The sequence below is a fragment of the Streptococcus sp. Marseille-Q5986 genome, from assembly GCF_946902915.1.
Lineage (GTDB): Bacteria > Bacillota > Bacilli > Lactobacillales > Streptococcaceae > Streptococcus.
On the sequence record NZ_CAMPPY010000003.1, the window covers coordinates 122830 to 141626 of the forward strand.

20 protein-coding genes are annotated in these 18797 nt (G+C 39.7%); 17 read left to right on the forward strand and 3 right to left on the reverse strand.

What is annotated here, in order from left to right:
* Positions 1-39 precede the first annotated feature (39 nt).
* Both mnmE and OVN21_RS05890 read right to left on the reverse strand, forming a co-directional pair.
* Positions 40-1413 (reverse strand): tRNA uridine-5-carboxymethylaminomethyl(34) synthesis GTPase MnmE, encoded by a 1374-nt coding sequence (mnmE, locus tag OVN21_RS05885; protein WP_267247670.1) that lies wholly within the window; start codon positions 1411-1413, stop codon positions 40-42.
* 134 nt (positions 1414-1547) lie between these two features.
* The gene (locus OVN21_RS05890; RefSeq protein ID WP_001117401.1) at positions 1548-1730 is read right to left on the reverse strand and encodes a 4-oxalocrotonate tautomerase; all 183 of its coding nucleotides are present in this window, start codon (positions 1728-1730) and stop codon (positions 1548-1550) included.
* A 123-nt stretch (positions 1731-1853) separates the two neighbouring features.
* Here OVN21_RS05890 and OVN21_RS05895 point away from each other — a divergent pair, with 123 nt between their 5' ends.
* The 13 genes from OVN21_RS05895 (at position 1854) to OVN21_RS05955 (ending at position 13359) form a co-directional block, all read left to right on the forward strand.
* Positions 1854-2444 carry a thymidine kinase gene (locus OVN21_RS05895; protein ID WP_267247671.1) on the forward strand — a complete coding sequence of 197 codons (591 nt, stop codon included), beginning with the start codon at positions 1854-1856 and terminating at the stop codon, positions 2442-2444.
* Complete coding sequence (gene prfA, locus OVN21_RS05900; RefSeq protein WP_267247672.1) at positions 2441-3520, forward strand: peptide chain release factor 1; 1080 nt, start codon at positions 2441-2443, stop codon at positions 3518-3520. Before OVN21_RS05895 ends, prfA begins: the two co-directional genes overlap by 4 nt.
* Positions 3520-4356 carry a peptide chain release factor N(5)-glutamine methyltransferase gene (gene prmC, locus OVN21_RS05905; protein WP_267247673.1) on the forward strand — a complete coding sequence of 279 codons (837 nt, stop codon included), beginning with the start codon at positions 3520-3522 and terminating at the stop codon, positions 4354-4356. The genes prfA and prmC overlap by 1 nt, the downstream gene beginning before the upstream one ends.
* Positions 4340-4942, forward strand: coding sequence for an L-threonylcarbamoyladenylate synthase (locus OVN21_RS05910; protein WP_267247674.1), 603 nt, complete (start codon positions 4340-4342; stop codon positions 4940-4942). Before prmC ends, OVN21_RS05910 begins: the two co-directional genes overlap by 17 nt.
* 1 nt (position 4943) lies before the next feature.
* Entirely contained in the window at positions 4944-5375 is a 432-nt protein-coding gene (locus OVN21_RS05915) for a GNAT family N-acetyltransferase (RefSeq protein ID WP_267247675.1), read from the forward strand.
* Positions 5376-5444: 69 nt separating this feature from the next.
* Positions 5445-6701 carry a serine hydroxymethyltransferase gene (gene glyA / locus OVN21_RS05920; protein WP_267247676.1) on the forward strand — a complete coding sequence of 419 codons (1257 nt, stop codon included), beginning with the start codon at positions 5445-5447 and terminating at the stop codon, positions 6699-6701.
* Positions 6702-6708: 7 nt separating this feature from the next.
* Positions 6709-7683, forward strand: a complete 975-nt coding sequence (locus OVN21_RS05925) for a nucleoid-associated protein (RefSeq protein ID WP_267247677.1) — start codon at positions 6709-6711, stop codon at positions 7681-7683.
* On the forward strand, positions 7683-8297 hold the full coding sequence (pmp23, locus tag OVN21_RS05930; protein WP_220052375.1) for a cell wall hydrolase Pmp23: 615 nt from the start codon (positions 7683-7685) through the stop codon (positions 8295-8297). Before OVN21_RS05925 ends, pmp23 begins: the two co-directional genes overlap by 1 nt.
* A 73-nt stretch (positions 8298-8370) precedes the next feature.
* Positions 8371-9345 carry a DUF1002 domain-containing protein gene (locus OVN21_RS05935; RefSeq protein WP_267247678.1) on the forward strand — a complete coding sequence of 325 codons (975 nt, stop codon included), beginning with the start codon at positions 8371-8373 and terminating at the stop codon, positions 9343-9345.
* Positions 9346-9418: 73 nt separating this feature from the next.
* Positions 9419-10780 (forward strand): 23S rRNA (uracil(1939)-C(5))-methyltransferase RlmD, encoded by a 1362-nt coding sequence (gene rlmD, locus OVN21_RS05940; RefSeq protein ID WP_267247679.1) that lies wholly within the window; start codon positions 9419-9421, stop codon positions 10778-10780.
* A gap of 187 nt (positions 10781-10967) precedes the next feature.
* The gene (locus OVN21_RS05945) at positions 10968-12155 is read left to right on the forward strand and encodes a hypothetical protein (protein ID WP_267247680.1); all 1188 of its coding nucleotides are present in this window, start codon (positions 10968-10970) and stop codon (positions 12153-12155) included.
* 79 nt (positions 12156-12234) lie between these two features.
* Entirely contained in the window at positions 12235-12588 is a 354-nt protein-coding gene (locus tag OVN21_RS05950) for a hypothetical protein (RefSeq protein WP_267247681.1), read from the forward strand.
* 84 nt (positions 12589-12672) lie between these two features.
* Positions 12673-13359, forward strand: coding sequence for a hypothetical protein (locus OVN21_RS05955; RefSeq protein WP_267247682.1), 687 nt, complete (start codon positions 12673-12675; stop codon positions 13357-13359).
* Positions 13360-13421: 62 nt separating this feature from the next.
* On the opposite strand, the gene OVN21_RS05960 is transcribed toward OVN21_RS05955, so the two are convergent.
* On the reverse strand, positions 13422-14486 hold the full coding sequence (locus OVN21_RS05960; protein WP_267247683.1) for a recombinase family protein: 1065 nt from the start codon (positions 14484-14486) through the stop codon (positions 13422-13424).
* A gap of 190 nt (positions 14487-14676) precedes the next feature.
* Between OVN21_RS05960 and OVN21_RS05965 the strand changes: the two genes are divergently transcribed.
* From OVN21_RS05965 to OVN21_RS05980, 4 genes are all read left to right on the forward strand, one after another.
* Positions 14677-14952: a helix-turn-helix domain-containing protein gene (locus OVN21_RS05965; protein ID WP_267247684.1), complete on the forward strand. Its 276-nt coding sequence runs from the start codon at positions 14677-14679 to the stop codon at positions 14950-14952.
* Positions 14953-14959: 7 nt separating this feature from the next.
* Positions 14960-16468 (forward strand): type I restriction-modification system subunit M, encoded by a 1509-nt coding sequence (locus OVN21_RS05970; RefSeq protein WP_267247814.1) that lies wholly within the window; start codon positions 14960-14962, stop codon positions 16466-16468.
* 13 nt (positions 16469-16481) lie between these two features.
* Positions 16482-17501 carry a PIN domain-containing protein gene (locus OVN21_RS05975; RefSeq protein WP_267247685.1) on the forward strand — a complete coding sequence of 340 codons (1020 nt, stop codon included), beginning with the start codon at positions 16482-16484 and terminating at the stop codon, positions 17499-17501.
* A gap of 73 nt (positions 17502-17574) precedes the next feature.
* A complete protein-coding gene (locus OVN21_RS05980) occupies positions 17575-18768 on the forward strand; it encodes a restriction endonuclease subunit S (RefSeq protein WP_267247686.1) in 1194 nt (397 codons plus the stop codon).
* The last annotated feature ends 29 nt before the right edge of the window (positions 18769-18797 follow it).

An 18797-nucleotide genomic window follows, 5' to 3' on the forward strand; every position in this document is an offset into this window, starting at 1 on the left:
AATAAAATCCATGACCGCAAGAACGATCATGGATTTTTCTTATTTTCCTAAACAGAATTGGCTAAAGAGTTGTGTAATGAGTTCATCAGGAGCAGCATCCCCGGTGATTTCTCCGAGGATTTCCCAAGTACGAGTCAAGTCAACTTGAAGTAAATCAACTGGCATCCCCAGTTCAAGACCTTGATTAACGGCTTGTAGGCTTTCAACTGCTTTTTCAATCAGAGAAATGTGACGGGCGTTAGACAAGTAAGTTGCGTCTTGCTCAACCAAACCAGTATTTTCAAAGAAGAGGTTGTTGATTCTCTCCTCTATCTTATTGATATTTTGGTTTTTAAGGACTGAAATGCGGATGACATCTTCAGGTAGTTCCGAAGTTTCAATCGCTTTAGGCAGGTCGGTTTTATTAAGAAGAATAATACGGTTTGTATCTTGGCTAATCTCAAGAAGTTGTCGGTCTTGGGCAGTTAAGGGCTCGCTAGCGTTTAGTACTAGCAGAACCAAGTCAGCTTCCTTAAGAGCTTTTTTCGAACGCTCAACACCGATTTGTTCAACGATGTCATCCGTTTCACGGATACCAGCTGTATCAATCAATTTGAGAGGAACACCATTGATGTTGACGTATTCTTCAATGACATCTCGAGTAGTACCAGCAATATCTGTAACGATAGCCTTGTCCTCACGCAAGAGGTTGTTGAGAAGGCTTGATTTCCCAACGTTTGGGCGTCCGATGATAGCAGTGGAAATTCCTTCACGGAGGATTTTGCCGCGACGGGCTGTTCGAAGCAGATTGGTTAACAATTGCTCAAACTCCTTAGTCTTCTCACGAACAACAGCAGTAGTAGCTTCTTCAACATCATCATACTCAGGATAGTCGATATTGACCTCTACTTGGGCAAGCGTATTGAGGATTTCTTGGCGAGTATTATTGATAAGATCAGAAAGGGAACCGTCTAATTGCTTAACAGCAATGTTCATGGCCTTATCTGTCTTGGCACGGATGATGTCCATCACCGCCTCAGCCTGTGTCAAGTCCACACGACCGTTTAGAAAGGCACGCTTGGTAAATTCACCAGGTTCTGCCAACCGAGCTCCTTCACGGATAGCTAGCTGGAGAATCTCATTGGTCACCGCAATCCCACCGTGGGTGTTGATCTCGATAATATCCTCACGAGTGAAGGTCTTTGGAGACTTCATAGCCCCAACCATAACCTCGTCCATAACCTTACCAGTTTGAGGGTCAACAATGTGACCGTAGTTAAGAGTGTGGCTAGCAACCTTGCTTAAGTCTTTTCCTTTGAAAATCTTTTGCGCAATGGCAAAACTGTCAGTTCCGCTCAAACGGACAATACCAATAGCCCCTTCACCTAGCGGAGTAGAGATAGCAGCGATGGTATCAAATTCACGTGTAATCATACTAATTCCTTTTGTAATTCTTTTCTTAGGATATGTATCCAAGTATCTCTTCAAATTGTAACAAAATTAGACTATTTCTTCAATGGATGCTACTTGGAGATTGAAAAAGCCTAAGCAATTCTGCTTAAGCTAGCTTATTTGGTGCGCATTTCCCCTTGTGGGAAGTAAGTTCCTTCTGGCATGTCGTTGATGATGACATGAACGGCTGATTGAGGGGCTCCAGTATTACGAACAACGGCTTCCGTTACTTCCTTAGCAAGAGCTTTCTTTTGCTCGAGCGTGCGTCCTTCAAATAAATCGATGCGTACAAATGGCATAATAGCTTCCTCCACTAGTTTTGTATTTCTTCTATTTTACCACATTTTGCCGTTTAAAGCTTCAGAAAATTATGATATACTAGAATGTAGCAAAAATTTAGAAATGGACGTGAAGCAAGAAACATGGCACAGTTGTATTATCGTTATGGGACCATGAACTCTGGTAAGACGATTGAGATTCTCAAGGTGGCCTATAACTATGAGGAGCAAGGAAAAGGTGTTGTGATTATGACCTCGGCTCTGGATACGCGTGACGGTGTTGGCTATGTGTCGAGTCGAATCGGTATGAAACGCCCTGCCCTTGCGATTGAGGAGTCGACGGATATCTTTGGCTATATCCGAGACCTACCAGAAAAGCCTTACTGTGTTTTGGTCGATGAAGCCCAGTTTCTCAAGCGTCACCATGTTTACGACCTGGCTCGTGTTGTTGACGAGTTAGACATACCTGTCATGGCTTTTGGCTTGAAAAATGACTTTCGTAATGAATTGTTCGAAGGTTCAAAATACCTCTTGCTCTTAGCAGACAAGATTGAAGAAATCAAGACCATCTGTCAGTACTGTAAGAAAAAGGCGACCATGGTATTGCGTACTCAGGATGGATTGCCCGTTTACGATGGAGAACAGATCCAGATTGGTGGCAATGAAACCTATATCTCGGTTTGCCGTAAACATTATTTTGCCCCTGAAATCAATAAGGAGAATGAAGAAAAATGAACATCTATGATCAACTACAAGCTGTAGAAGACCGTTATGAAGAATTAGGAGAATTGCTGAGTGACCCAGATGTCGTTTCAGACACCAAGCGTTTCATGGAGCTTTCAAAAGAAGAAGCTTCAACTCGTGACACAGTAACAGCCTACCGTGAGTATAAACAAGTCCTTCAAAATATCGTCGATGCCGAAGAGATGATTAAGGAATCAGGCGGAGATGCGGACTTGGAAGAAATGGCCAAGCAAGAACTCAAAGATGCCAAGGCTGAAAAAGAAGAATACGAAGAAAAACTGAAAATCTTGCTGCTTCCAAAGGATCCAAATGATGACAAGAATATCATCCTTGAAATCCGTGGCGCTGCTGGTGGAGACGAAGCAGCACTTTTTGCTGGAGACCTTCTAACTATGTATCAAAAGTATGCGGAAGCCCAAGGCTGGCGCTTTGAAGTCATGGAGGCTTCTATGAATGGTGTCGGTGGTTTCAAAGAAGTGGTTGCCATGGTTTCGGGTCAATCTGTATACTCTAAACTTAAGTATGAGTCTGGAGCCCATCGTGTGCAACGTGTCCCTGTGACAGAAAGTCAAGGCCGTGTTCACACCTCGACTGCGACTGTCCTTGTTATGCCTGAAGTTGAAGAGGTTGAATACGACATTGATCCAAAAGACCTTCGTGTCGACATCTATCACGCCTCTGGTGCTGGTGGACAGAACGTCAATAAGGTTGCGACTGCGGTTCGTATCGTTCACTTGCCAACCAATATAAAGGTTGAGATGCAGGAAGAACGTACCCAGCAGAAGAACCGTGAGAAAGCCATGAAAATCATTCGTGCGCGTGTTGCTGACCACTTTGCTCAGATTGCACAAGACGAACAAGACGCTGAGCGTAAGTCAACGATTGGTACTGGGGACCGTTCAGAGCGTATCCGTACTTATAACTTCCCACAAAACCGTGTCACAGACCACCGTATCGGCTTTACCCTCCAAAAACTAGATACCATTTTGTCCGGTAAATTGGATGAAGTCGTGGATGCCTTGGTTCTTTATGATCAAACACAGAAATTAGAAGAATTAAACAAATAATGAAATTAGCTCAATTATTTTCAGATTTTGAAGAAGAGTTGATCAGACAAGGAGAGGAAGCAGAAAGCCTCTCTTTTGTCTATCGTAGTCTGAAAAATCTCTCTTTTACGAACTTTGTCTTTGCCCTTCAGCAAGAGGTAACAGAGGAAGAAAAACAATTTGTAAAAGAGATTTACCAGCAACTAGCAGCTCACAAGCCGGCCCAGTACATCATCGGTCATGCAGATTTTTATGGAATGCAGTTAAAAGTTGATGAGCGGGTTTTGATTCCCCGTCCAGAGACAGAGGAGTTAGTGGAGCTTATCTTAGCTGAAAGTCCTGAGACGAATCTTTCAGTTCTGGATATTGGAACAGGTAGTGGAGCTATTGCTCTTGTATTAGCAAAAAACAGACCAGCTTGGTCAGTGACGGCAGCGGATATTTCTCAAAATGCTTTAGATGTAGCTAGCGAAAATGCTAAAAATCAAAATCTTCAAATATTTTTAAAAAAATCTGACTGTTTTACAGAAATTTCTGGAAAATATGATATAATTGTATCCAATCCACCCTACATCTCTCGTGAAGATGAGTCAGAGGTTGGTTTGAATGTTTTGCATTCAGAACCTCATCTAGCTCTCTTTGCAGATGAGGATGGCCTAGCTATTTACCGCAGAATTGCGGAAGATGCAAAAGACTATCTCACAGATGGTGGTAAGATTTACCTTGAAATTGGATACAAGCAAGGTCAAAGTGTTCCTGCGCTCTTTAGGAAATATCTTCCTGAAAAACGTGTACGAACACTCAAGGACCAATTTGGTCAAGATAGGATGGTTGTAGTTGATGATGGACAGGATTAGACAAGAGTTGGAAAAGGGCGGAGCTGTTGTTTTGCCTACAGAGACAGTTTACGGTCTTTTTGCTAAGGCCTTAGATGAAAAAGCTGTCAACCATGTTTACCAACTCAAACGTCGTCCTAGAGATAAGGCGCTCAATCTTAATGTCGCTTCTCTAGAGGACATCTTGCACTTTTCAAAGGACCAGCCAACCTATCTACAAAAACTTGTAGAGGCCTTTTTACCAGGTCCCTTGACCATTATCCTCGAAGCCAATGGCCGAGTTCCCTATTGGGTCAATTCTGGCCTCGCGACTGTTGGATTTCGGATGCCGAGTCACCCCGTTACACTTGATTTGATTAGAGAGACAGGTCCTTTGATTGGACCGTCTGCCAATATTTCAGGTCAGGCAAGTGGAGCGACCTTTGAACAAATTCTGAAGGATTTTGACCAAGAGGTTCTGGGTCTGGAAGACGATGCTTTTCTAACTGGACAAGATTCGACGATTTTGGATTTGTCTGGAGACAAGGTGAAAATCTTACGCCAGGGGGCGATTAAGCGAGAAGATATTCTTGCACAGTTGCCAGAGATTTCTTTTGAGGAGGACTGAGATGCTAGGAGATTTGCAAGAAACAGATGTGAAAGCTATATGTGAGATCAACCAAGAGGCTTTGAGTTATTCTTTTAGTCCAGAGGACACGGCTAGTCAACTAGCTAGATTATCTCAGGATTCACATCATTTCCTACTTGCTTATGAGGATGAAGCTAGTCATGCCTTGCTTGGATATGTCCACGCTGAAGTTTATGAATCCCTTTATTCCAAAGCAGGATTTAATATCTTAGGCTTAGCAGTTTCACCTCAAGCACAAGGGCAAGGTATTGGTAAAAGCTTATTACAAGGGTTGGAAGAAGAAGCAAAAAGACGTGGTTATGGGTTTATCCGCTTAAACTCTGCCGATCATCGTCTGGGAGCTCATGCATTTTATGAAAAAGTTGGTTATACTTGTGATAAAGTGCAGAAACGGTTTATTCGCATCTTTTAGTTTATTTTCTTATTGTAAAACAAACTAAAGGACCAGTCACACTCAGTCACACTATAAAGGAGAAGACCTATGATTTTTGATAAAGACGATTTTAAAGCATATGATGCTGATCTCTGGAATGCTATTGCCAAAGAAGAAGAACGCCAACAAAACAACATTGAGTTGATTGCTTCCGAAAATGTGGTATCCAAGGCCGTTATGGCAGCTCAAGGGTCTATCTTGACGAATAAATACGCTGAAGGTTACCCAGGACACCGTTATTATGGTGGAACTGATGTGGTAGACGTGGTAGAAAGTCTAGCTATTGAACGTGCAAAAGAAATTTTCGGCGCTAAATTCGCTAATGTCCAACCTCACTCAGGAAGCCAAGCCAACTGTGCGGCTTACATGGCCTTGATTGAGCCTGGCGATACAGTTATGGGAATGGATTTAGCAGCAGGTGGACACTTGACCCACGGAGCTCCTGTCAGCTTCTCTGGTCAAACCTACAACTTTGTTTCTTATAGTGTAGATCCTGAAACGGAACTCTTGGATTTTGATGCTATCTTGAAACAAGCTCAAGAAGTAAAACCAAAATTAATCGTAGCAGGTGCTTCAGCCTATTCTCAAATTATTGACTTTTCAAAATTCCGTGAAATCGCGGACGCTGTTGGGGCTAAACTTATGGTAGATATGGCTCATATCGCTGGTTTGGTTGCTGCTGGTCTTCACCCAAGCCCAGTACCATACGCTCATATCACTACAACAACGACCCACAAAACCCTTCGTGGACCACGTGGTGGTTTGATTTTGACTAATGACGAAGAACTTGCCAAGAAAATCAATTCAGCTATTTTCCCAGGTATTCAGGGCGGTCCTTTAGAGCATGTTGTTGCTGCTAAGGCAGTTTCATTTAAAGAGGTCTTAGATCCGGCTTTCAAGGAATACGCTGCCAATGTTATCAAGAACAGCAAGACTATGGCAGATGTCTTTTTGCAAGACCCTGATTTCCGTATTATTTCTGGAGGGACTGAAAATCACCTCTTCCTAGTGGACGTGACTAAGGTTGTAGAAAACGGAAAAGTTGCTCAAAACTTGCTGGATGAAGTCAATATTACCCTAAATAAGAACTCAATCCCTTACGAAACTTTGTCACCATTCAAGACAAGTGGGATTCGTATTGGAGCAGCAGCCATCACTGCGCGTGGATTTGGTGAAGAAGAAAGTCGCAAAGTGGCTGAACTTATCATTAAAACCCTTAAGAATGCAGAAAATGAAGCTGTCTTAGAAGAAGTGAGAAGTGAAGTCAAAGCATTGACAGATGCCTTCCCACTATACGAGGACTAAAACTTTTATGGACATTTATATTAAGAAAGCAATTATTCACCAGTTCAGTCCGGATGATACCGAGCTGTTTCTAGCGGATAAATTTCTCAATATTACTCCAAAAATCGAAGAATACCTGCGCAAAAAAATCGAACGAGTGTATTCAGATGAAGCTAAGACTGGGATTTTCGAAGAAGAAAATCCCTTCTTCAATCACATCACTGACGATTTGTTGGAGACATCAGTAACACTGGCTAATCTCTGGAAAGAAGAGTTCAGTATTTCTGAAAACCTCAAGACCAATGACTTGATTTTTGTGCAATTTTCTAAAGAAGGTGTAGAACATTTTGCTTTCTTACGAATTGCCCTGCGTGAGACCTTGACTCACCTCGGAGTAGAAGTTGATAATCCAATCAAGCTGACTCAGAATAACCTGCCTGGATTTGGAACAGGGGCTGATGAGGCCTTGGTGGTTAATCTTCAGAGCCGTAAGTACCATCTGATTGAAAAACGAATCAAGTACAACGGGGCTTTCTTGAACTATTTTTCAGAAAATCTTCTTGCCGTCGCCCCTAAGATTTCACCCAAGAAATCCATCAAGGAACTAGAAAAAACAGCCCAGAGAATTGCTGAGACTTTTAACACAGATGATTTTCAATTTCAATCTAAGGTCAAATCAGCGATTTTCAACAATCTTGAAGAAAGCAATGAACTGTCACCTGAAAAATTGGCTAACGACCTTTTTGATAATAATCTGACAGCTCGCTTAAGTTTTATCGACCAAGTCAAGGAAGCCGTACCAGAACCTGTTCAATTTGATGAAATTGATGCCAGTCGTCAGCTTAAAAAATTTAAAAACCAAAAACTTTCCTTGTCAAATGGAATTGAGCTCATCGTTCCCAATAACGTCTATCAAGACGCCGAGTCTGTTGAGTTTATCCAAAATGACAATGGAACCTATTCTATCTTAATCAAAAATATCGAGGATATCCAAAGTAAATAATGTTTAAACGAATTCGAAGAGTGCTTGTACTAGCAGTCTTCCTTTTTGCTGGCTATAAAGCTTACCGCGTTCACCAAGATGTCAAGCAAGTCATGACCTATCAACCCATGGTGCGAGAAATCTTGAGTGAAAAAGACACCCCAGCAAACGAAGAGCTTGTGCTCGCTATGATTTATACTGAAACAAAAGGAAAAGAAGGCGATGTTATGCAGTCTAGTGAGTCTGCCAGTGGTTCAACCAATACCATCAATGATAACGCCTCTAGCATTCGGCAAGGCGTTCAAACTCTGACAGACAATCTCTATCTGGCCCAGAAGAAGGGGGTAGATGTCTGGACGGCTGTTCAAGCCTATAATTTTGGACCTGCCTATATCGATTTTATCGCCCAAAATGGCAAGGAAAATACCTTGGCTCTGGCCAAACAGTACTCTCGTGAGACTGTTGCTCCCTTGCTTGGCAATACCACTGGAAAGACTTATAGTTATATTCATCCCATTTCCATTTTTCATGGAGCCGAACTCTATGTAAATGGAGGAAACTATTACTATTCTAGACAGGTTCATCTCAACCTTTACATCATCAAATGTTTCACTCTCTTTTCGACATCTGGCTAGCCCAGGTGTTTTTGTTATAAGTTTTCTTTAAGATAGATATATTACTCTAGAAAGGTAAAGGAGGAAATTCCCTATGAGAAAGAAACTCTTTCTGACCAGTGCTGCGGTCTTGTGGGCAGTAACAGCTATAAATAGCGCCCATGCAGCAACAGATGTTCAAAAAGTCATCGATGAAACCTATGTCCAACCTGAATATGTCCTAGGTTCATCATTGTCTGAAGACCAAAAAAATCAAACTTTAAAAAAACTGGGCTACAATGCCTCAACAGATACTAAAGAACTCAAGACTATGACACCTGATGTCTATTCTAAAATCATGAATGTGGCCAATGACTCTAGTTTACAGTTGTATTCATCAGCCAAGATTCAAAAACTAGGTGACAAGTCGCCCCTTGAGGTCAAGATTGAAACACCAGAAAACATCACTAAGGTGACGCAGGATATGTACCGAAATGCAGCCGTAACTTTGGGTGTGGAACACGCCAAAATCACTGTAGCAGCACCTATTCCAGTTACAGGTGAGAGTGCCTTAGCCGGAATTTACTATTCGCTGGAAGCTAATGGAGCCAAGGTGCCACAAGCCAACAAAGATTTGGCTCAAGAAGAGTTGAAGGCTTTGTCCGATATCAATGCTGAAAACAAGGATAAGACTGGTTTTGATGCTAATAAATTAAACGTTGCCCTAGCTGATATCAAGTCAGGACTCGCCAAAGCTAAAGAAAGCAAGGGAAATCTGACGGAGGAAGATGTCCGTAAAATCGTTGAAGATACCTTAAAAAATTACAAACTTGATCAGGTTATAACAGGAAACCAGGTTAATATCATCATCAATTTTGCTTTGAATCTCTCAAAGAGTGATATCCTCAGCAATACAGACTTCACTAAAACTCTAAATGACCTTAAACAAAGCATTGTTTCACAAGCTGGTGACAGTTTTAAAAATATCAATCTTAACTTTGATGCTGATAAGGCGCTAGAGGACGGGGGTAATTTCCTAAGCTCCCTCTGGCAAGCCATTGTCAACTTCTTCAAGAGTTTTGGTTCTTAAGAAATTTCATGGTATAATAGATGGTAACCGTAACGTTGCCGTCTTTTTTGTCGGCCAATAGAAAGAGAAGAGAATGTTGAATAAAAATGATATTGTAGAAGTTGAAATTGTTGACTTGACCCATGAAGGGGCAGGAGTTGCCAAGGTGGATGGTTTGGTATTTTTTGTTGAGAATGCTTTACCGAGTGAAAAAATCCTTATGCGTGTCCTCAAGGTTAATAAAAAGATTGGTTTTGGGAAAGTTGAAGAATACCTTGTCCAATCACCACACCGTAATCAAGATTTAGATTTGGCTTACCTGCGTTCAGGAATCGCGGATTTAGGTCATCTTTCCTATCCAGAACAGCTCAAATTTAAAACCAAGCAAGTTAAGGACAGTCTCTACAAGATTGCTGGAATTGCTGATATAGAGGTTGCTAAAACGCTTGGTATGGAAAATCCAATCAAGTACCGTAACAAGGCACAGGTCCCTGTTCGTCGAGTAAATGGTATCTTGGAAACTGGATTTTTCCGTAAGAATTCCCACGACCTCATGCCTCTAGAAGATTTCTTTATCCAAGATCCTGTGATTGATGAGGTAGTAGTAGCCCTACGTGACTTGCTCCGTCGTTATGATTTGAAACCTTATGATGAGAAAGAACAGTCTGGCTTAATTCGGAATCTTGTAGTGCGTCGTGGGCACTACTCAGGACAAATCATGGTGATTTTGGTAACAACTCGTCCTAAAGTTTTCCAAGTGGAGCAGTTGATTGAACAACTTATCAAGCAGTTCCCAGAGATTGTGTCTGTCATGCAGAATATCAATGACCAGAATACTAATGCTATTTTGGGTAAGGAGTGGAAGACTCTTTATGGTCAAGGCTATATTACGGACCAGATGTTGGAAAATGACTACCAAATCGCCGGCCCAGCCTTTTATCAAGTCAATACAGAAATGGCAGAAAAACTGTACCAAACAGCCATTGACTTTGCAGCATTAAAATCAGATGATGTGGTTATCGATGCCTACTCAGGAATTGGAACGATAGGTTTATCAGTCGCCAAGCACGTTAAGGAAGTCTATGGTGTAGAGGTTATTCCAGAAGCAGTAGAGAATAGCCAGAAGAATGCTGCATTAAACAATATTACTAATGCTCACTATATCTGTGACACAGCTGAAAATGCCATGAATAACTGGATAAAGGAAGGTATTAAACCAACCGTCATATATGTTGATCCTCCACGCAAAGGCTTGACCGAGAGCTTTATCAAAGCAAGCGCTCAAACAGGAGCTAATCGTATTGCCTGTATCTCCTGCAATGTCGCAACCATGTCGCGTGATATCAAACTCTATCAAGAATTGGGATATGAATTGAAGAAAGTACAGCCAGTGGATCTGTTTCCTCAAACGCATCACGTGGAGACGGTCTGTTTGCTGTCAAGAAAAGATAAATAAATACCGAAAAGTGGCGTATTTCCAGGATTTTTGCGAGATCAGCATCATCAGAGAAGCCTTGTGAAAAGCTCGGTTTTCTTGTATGGAAACATATCTACTTTGTAGCTCAACCGGAGAAAAAGTCGATGACCGAAAAAATGCGGTAGGGTTTAGGCTGTGGATTAGATGCTAAGGAGGAATTTGGTATATGGAAAGAAAGCATTTGTATCAAGTGGATATACGTGAATGGATAGAAAATGGATTAGATGCTGAAATTATGGTTCCAGTTTTGGAAAATAGAGTTGATAAAAAATATGACGTATATCTTCAAAGCTTTTTACTTCCAATTGATGCTGTTGAATCAGATATGAAAAATGATACGTATAATGCAAATACAATGGAGCCAGGAATAACAGTATATGGTTCATGGGAAAATGATGAAAAGGTGTATCATCGATGGGGAAATGATGATGATTTTGAACCTCTTATCATTAAAAGAAATTTTAACGGTGTAGCAACAGATTCGGTTGAAGTTGCAGAAGAATTTAGACTGCTGTTTAATCTATATTTTAATTCGCAAAAAAATGAATATGTTGATGTTTCTGATGGAGAAGGAATTACTGTTGTTAAAATGAATGATAAGGGATACATTACTATACATAAAAGATATTTAAAGACATATTTAGCAGTAAAGGAAAAGGCATTGATTATTCATATTGACAGTAGATGTGTTGCTCTTGATGCATCAGAAAAGGTTGAGGAGGATGGATTAGCATACAGAAATGACGAAAATTCTATATTTTATACACTGAACATTGGAAATATATCTACTGGAACTAAAAGAGAGAATTATTCATATATTTTTGCTAAAAACGTTATTTGGGGTTGCAGTTTATGTGATAGCAACATATGGTCATACAATGAGAAAAAGAACTATGTCGATTTCATTATTGGAATAGATGAAAATGGAAAAGAAATACGCCATATATGTAATCCAAGCAGCTTAAGTAATTATTTTGGTGCAAATCCAACTGCACCTCACTATTTAACTCCAGTTTATTTTGATGCAGCAGTTTTAAACAAGTATTATTCTAAACCAGAGATTTATAAAGTTGAAGATGGTATTATACGATGTGGCGTACTATGGTCATTATATATTGATAATAGTAATTCTGACTATGTATCAGCATATTTAGGGGATTTAGGAAGAGATTTACCAAGTGAATCTGAGCAGCATTACTGGAGAGGTTTTAATAAAGCAGTTGGTGGTAAATTGAGCTCAACAAAAGTAAAAAGAGATTTTATGTGTATTGCATCTGATTCCGAATCTCCGGATTTTGTATTTAAAAGAACATATAGGAGAGCAAACCAAGCTTATGAAGATAGATTTGGTTGACCATTATTTTTGCTGTTAACAGAGCAAGATATATAACTTTGAAACTCTGCGAATACCAGTAAATAATTCAATCGCAGAGATGGATATGCTTGTTCTTTCTTTAGTAAAAGTACTAATTGATTCTTTGAATGAGAAGAAAATTATCAGTCAACTGACTGGAAGTTATGAAAAGTTGGTGGGGAGTATATCTAAATTAGAGGCTTGGTTAATTGAAAAAAATAGAGAGAATTATGATGAACATATAAAATTCTTAAGAAATTTACAGAAGTTACGTTCAAGTGGAACAGGTCACCGTAAAGGGAAAGGATATCAGAAAATAACAAAAGCACTTGATATGAAGAATGAAAATTATGCGGAAACATTTTCTAATTTATTAAAAGGTGCAATTGACTTTATAATATTTATGGATGATAATTCAGTAAAATTGGTATAAATCTGACAACACTATGCAAGGAGCGTTGTCACACGATGAAAATGATATTAAGCAGAAATACGTAACAAAAGAGGTGCCTTTTAAATGATGGAATTAGAAAAATATTTTCAAAAAAATGATGATGCATTCTATATTAATGATAAGGGTGAAAAAAAGTTTCGAGGAGTACATAAATATTATGGGGATACAGTAAGAAACGATAAGGCAAGAGAACAGTCAAAGCTTCCGCCTATTCAAATTTGCAATGTATTCTCATATGTGAATGAATTCATTGAACTATTAAGAACCGCAAATGGGTATTGTGAAAAGAATGTAAGATTTGAACCTTTTGTATTAGATAATACAATTCATACAATTATGGATAATGGAATTTTGACTATGGGACTAAAATGGGATGCTCCTATATATGATTGTAAAAAACAGAAATATGTGGAATGGGATTACAAGTATGATGTTATAAAAAACAAATTTAATCTTTGTAAACCATCAGATATAGTCTGGATAAAGTTTACTACAAAGGGACATGTAGGTGTGGTTGCTAAAAGTTTTGATATTAATTTTGATAGAAAGACAAGCGATGGACAGCCAATAAGTTCTACTGTATTAGTTGAAGAGGTAGGAGAGGCATGGGATAAATCTTTTGTAATGATATTTCCTATGACTTCTGAAATTCTTGGTAATCGTTCAGTTAGAGATTTAGAGTTGGGAATCGGGAATTATTTGATAGATAAAAAAGTACCAATTATAGATTTTTATTCGCACAATAATTAAAAATAAGCTCCCCATCACCGGATTGAGTTCCAGCGGTGAGGAGCCTTCGTGCATTTATAAAATTATACGTCCACATCGATGCTAACACCAGATTTCAGTTCGACGGTGATGTGGTCATCCCAGATGGTGATCTGTTTGATCCAGCGTCGCACCAGCGATTCGTCAAATTCGGTGAGGTGGGTAGTCTGCTGTGCGATATAATCCTGCAGGTCATTGATCCGCTTTATCTGCTCGTCTCTTGCGGCAGTGTCGACAGTGGTCTGCTGACGGAGTTCTCGAAGCCTGAATATTTCATCGGCAATCTCGTCATAGACTTCCTTGCTCTGGGCTTTCTGGATAAGTTCCTGTTGCAAGGCCATCAGCTTCTCGTCGATGTTTTCAACGGAGGTCGCCTGTGAAGCTCGGATGACTGAGGCAATATTGAGCTGTAGCTGTGCCTGATAGCTACTTTTGTCTCCAAGCATCTGGTTGATTGCTTTGACGACAGCATCCTGAAGGACCAGCTCGTTGATGGTTCTGGCGTGGCATTCCAGTCCAGTGGATTCCAGCCTGCTGATGCAGCGACAGACAATAGATTTAACGCCACGATTGTTCCAGTGGAGTCTTCGAAACATTTCACCACATTCTCCGCAGATGACGATTTGGGAGAAGCAGTGATTGCAGCTATAGCTACGTTTCTTGCCATTGGCACTGGTTTTGACCACTCGCCTGCGGACTAGTTCTTCTTGAACCTGTAAGTAGATTTCCTTCGGAATAATAGCTTCGTGGTTACCTTCTACATAGTATTGAGGGACGAGACCGTTGTTCTTGACTCTGGTTTTGTTCAGGAAGTCAGTTGTGTAGGTTTTCTGGAGCAAGGCATCGCCGATGTATTTCTCATTGCGCAGGATCTTGTTGATGGTGCTTGTGTGCCACCTTTTTCCTCCGGCTCCGGTAAGGATACCGTCACGTTCCAGCCCGGCGGCAATCTTATCCATGCTGAGTCCTTCTAAATATTCTCGATAAATGCGCTTTACGATTTCTGCCTGTTCTGGATCGATGATAAGGTTGCCGTCCGCATCTTTTGTGTAGCCAAGGAAGCGATTATGGTTGATTTGTACCTTGCCTTGCTGGTAGCGGTATTGCAAGCCTATCTTTACATTCTGGCTTAAGGATTGTGATTCCTTAAAAGAACAGAAAAACAGGCATTTGTATCTTTTAGATCTTATGAATTTTATGCTGAGGAGATTAGAACTACAATTGAAAAATGTAAGGTGATTGAACTTGAAGCTGGAGGTTATGAATTATTTGGTTGGGCATGGAATAAGGAGAAGCAAAATGAGTAAGGAGAATAAGAGCAAGAGTAAAAAAGTATTAAAAACGCAGTTTAGTTATAATCCACTTTGGAAGACGTTAATAGATCGGGGATTGAAAAAGCGAGAGCTACAGGAAATGAGTGAAGTAAGTGCTACTTCTATAGCAAAGCTTGGTAGAAATGAGAATGTGACAACAGAAGTCCTGCTTAGAATTTGCGAATCCCTTGATTGCGATATACAGGATATTATGGAGCGAATTCCGATAAAACATGATGAAACTGCAAAACAGGAAGGATAAGAATAAAATGGCAGACAAAAATACAGCCGATATTGGATTTGAAAAACAAATATGGGATGCAGCCTGCGTGCTTCGTGGCAATATGGATGCATCAGAATATAAGAATGTTGTTCTGGGATTGATTTTTTTGAAGTATATCTCAGATAGATTTGATGATAAGTACCAGGAACTTATTGAAGAAGGCGATGGATTCGAGGAGGATATCGACGAATATACTTCTGAGGGTATCTTCTTTGTACCAACTGGTGCACGTTGGAGTGAGATTGCAGCAAAAGCACATACTCCGGAAATCGGAACGGTGATTGATGATGCCATGCGTGCCATCGAAAAAGAAAATAAGCGTTTGAAGGATATTTTGCCTAAGAACTTTGCACGTCCGGAGCTGGACAAGCGTAGGCTTGGTGATGTTGTGGACCTGTTTACCAACATCCAGATGATTGAACACGGCAGTGAAAAAGATATCTTGGGCCGTACCTATGAATATTGTCTTTCTATGTTTGCTGAGCAAGAGGGAAAACGTGGTGGTGAATTCTTTACACCATCATGTGTAGTACGTACTTTGGTGGAAGTCTTGAAACCTTTCAAAGGACGAGTATATGACCCTTGTTGTGGCTCAGGAGGTATGTTTGTTCAGTCTGCGAAGTTTGTTGAGAATCACAGCGGTAACATCAGCAATATTTCTATCTATGGTCAGGACTCAAACCCTACTACATGGAAAATGGCGCAGATGAATCTTGCAATCCGTGGAATTGAGCCTGATCTTGGAAGCTATGCGGCAGATACATTTCTTGACGATCGTCATCCAACGTTGAGAGCAGATTATATTATGGCGAATCCACCGTTTAACCTTTCCGATTGGGGATTGGATAAACTAAAAGAAGATCAGCGATGGAAATACGGAACACCACCAGCAGGAAATGCCAACGTTGCATGGCTTCAGCATATGATTTTTCATCTTGCACCTGCAGGCCGTATTGGTATGGTATTAGCAAATGGTTCCCTTTCTTCTCAATCAGGCGGAGAGGGTGATATTCGTAAGAATATTATCAATGCTGATTTAGTTGAGTGCATTGTTGCAATGCCTACTCAGCTTTTCTATACAACGCAGATTCCAGTTTCGCTCTGGTTTATCAATAAGCAGAAGAAACAACCAGGAAAGACTTTATTTATTGACGCTCGCAAAATGGGAACGATGGTGAGCCGTAAGCTTCGAGAGTTGACAGATGATGATATCAAGAAGATTTCAGATACCTATGAAGCTTTTGTTGATAGAACACTTGAAAACGTTAAGGGATTTTGCGCTGTTACGGATACAGCTGAAATTGAGAAACAAGATTATATACTTACACCTGGACGCTATGTGGGTATTGAAGAGCAGGAAGATGACGATGAGCCCTTTGAAGAAAAGATGGATCGGTTAACATCTGAACTTGCGGAAATGTTTGCAAAGTCACATGAACTGGAGGACGAAATCAGAAAGAAGCTGGGGGCGATCGGATATGAGCTCAAGCAATGAAATAACGTATTGTTTGATTTTTGATACGAATGCTCTGTTTCAAGCATATGAAAAGAAAGCGGATTTTACAACTTTTAGCTTCAATGCAACATTTGAAAATGTAATTGATATGATTAATCAGCTTGATATATATAATCAGGTAACCATAGCAATTCCATCCGTTGTCTGGAGCGAAATGGAAAAGCAGATTATAGAAAAGCATGATGAATTACTTATAATCTATAAAAACACGATATCGAAGAAACGGTTCCCTGAGTATTCTATATATGAGAATCCGGAAATAAATTATTCGGAATACATAAAAACTAAGATTGAGGAATATAAGAAAGAAATTTCAGAAGGGCTAAATGAAGTTATAGAAATTCCGATTGCTTCTAATAATAGGTTTGAAAGCATTGTAAATCGTGCATTTAGTAAATTGCCTCCTTTTGAAGGAAAAGACAAAAAGTCTGATAAAGGATTTAAGGATGCATTGCTATGGGAAAGTGTTTTGGAATTTGCATTAAAACACCGCAACTCAAAAATCATATATTATTCCAAAGATAATGCTTTTGGAGAATTTCTGCTAAAGGAGTTTGCAGAAAATGTATCAGATTCATCACTGTTCATATGCAAAAATGAAAATCAAGTTAAAGTGCAGTTAGAAGCGTGGGCAAAGGAAATTGACAAATATTCGTATCAACCAATTGAAGATTATGATGAAAATAAGGAAATTGTTGATTGGTTAAACTCTGGAGATTTTTCTGTGCAGATAATAGAGCGAGACTTTGGTCTTGTTGAAAAAGGACGGTTGATTACTTCAACTACAGCTCATTTGATTAGCATTGATAATATTGAATCCTTGAATTCGGACGAGAATGGAATTGAATATTATATTGAAGCAGCCTTGCAGTTTATATACGAATTGAAGGATGGAGGAAAAATACAGGATACAATCAACGTAGGCATAGATGTTAAGATGCTGGATGATGCTACTTATTCGGTTGAAGATGCTTATAGAACGGATGAAGATGAAACTGAAAGTGAGAGTTAGAGTTAGCTTATGAATACAGGACAAGAAAGAATAAACGAATTTGTAATTCGTGAAAAACTGGAGGCGATTGGGTATGAAATCTAAGTTATCGGATATTTGCTTCTATGCTAAAGGAAAAGTTAATATATCTGGTTTATCAGATGCAGACTATATTTCAACAGAAAATATGCTTCCCAATAAGGGGGGGATAACTACTGCGTCATCGCTCCCAAGTACTATTCAAACACAGGCTTATAAGAAAGATGATGTTTTGGTGTCAAATATAAGACCGTATTTCAAGAAAATATGGTTTGCCGATTTCGATGGTGGCTGTTCAAATGATGTACTGGTCTTTAGAGCAAAAGAGGGTACCGATGCAAGATTCCTTTACTATGTGCTTGCCGATGATGCTTTTTTTGATTATTCAACAGCAACATCAAAAGGTACAAAAATGCCACGTGGTGACAAAACAGCAATAATGCAATATGAAGTACCACATTTTGATTTGCCGATTCAAAAGAAAATAGCAGGAATCCTGGCAGATATAGATGACAAAATTGCTTTAAATAGCAACATAAACAAGAATTTAGAGCAGCAAGTTCAGGCAATATTCAAAGAATGGTTTATAGACAATCCCGAAAACAATGAATGGTCAACAGGGACATTCTCTGAACTTATAAAATCAACCTTAAATGGTGATTGGGGAAAAGAAGCACCAACAGGCAATAATACCGAAAAGGTTTACTGCATTAGGGGTGCAGATATTCCCGAAGTCAAAGTAGGCAATAAAGGTAAAATGCCCACAAGGTATATTCTTCCTAAAAACTTTGCCACAAAACAACTTACAGCCGGTGACATTGTTGTTGAAATTTCAGGAGGTAGTCCTACTCAATCAACCGGTAGATGTACAGCTATAACTCAATCATTACTCGACCGTTATGATAGTGGTATGGTTTGTACAAATTTCTGTAAGGCAATGAAGCCAAAAGAAGGATACAGTCTGTTTATCTACTATTATTGGCAATACCTGTATGGTAAAGGTGTCTTTTTCTCTTATGAAAACGGCACAACAGGTATTAAGAACCTTGACTTTTCAGGTTTTATCGAAACGGAAACTATTTTAATTCCGCCAGTAGATAAAGTTATAGCATTTGACGATTATTGCAAATCAATTTTTAATCAGATTTTTGCCAATGGCAAGCAAGACGAACATCTTGCTGTACTTCGAGACACTCTTTTACCAAAATTGATGTCCGGCGAGCTTGACGTCTCCGACATCGACCTTTAAGCCGTTAAATTCTTGTTTATCCTAAATAC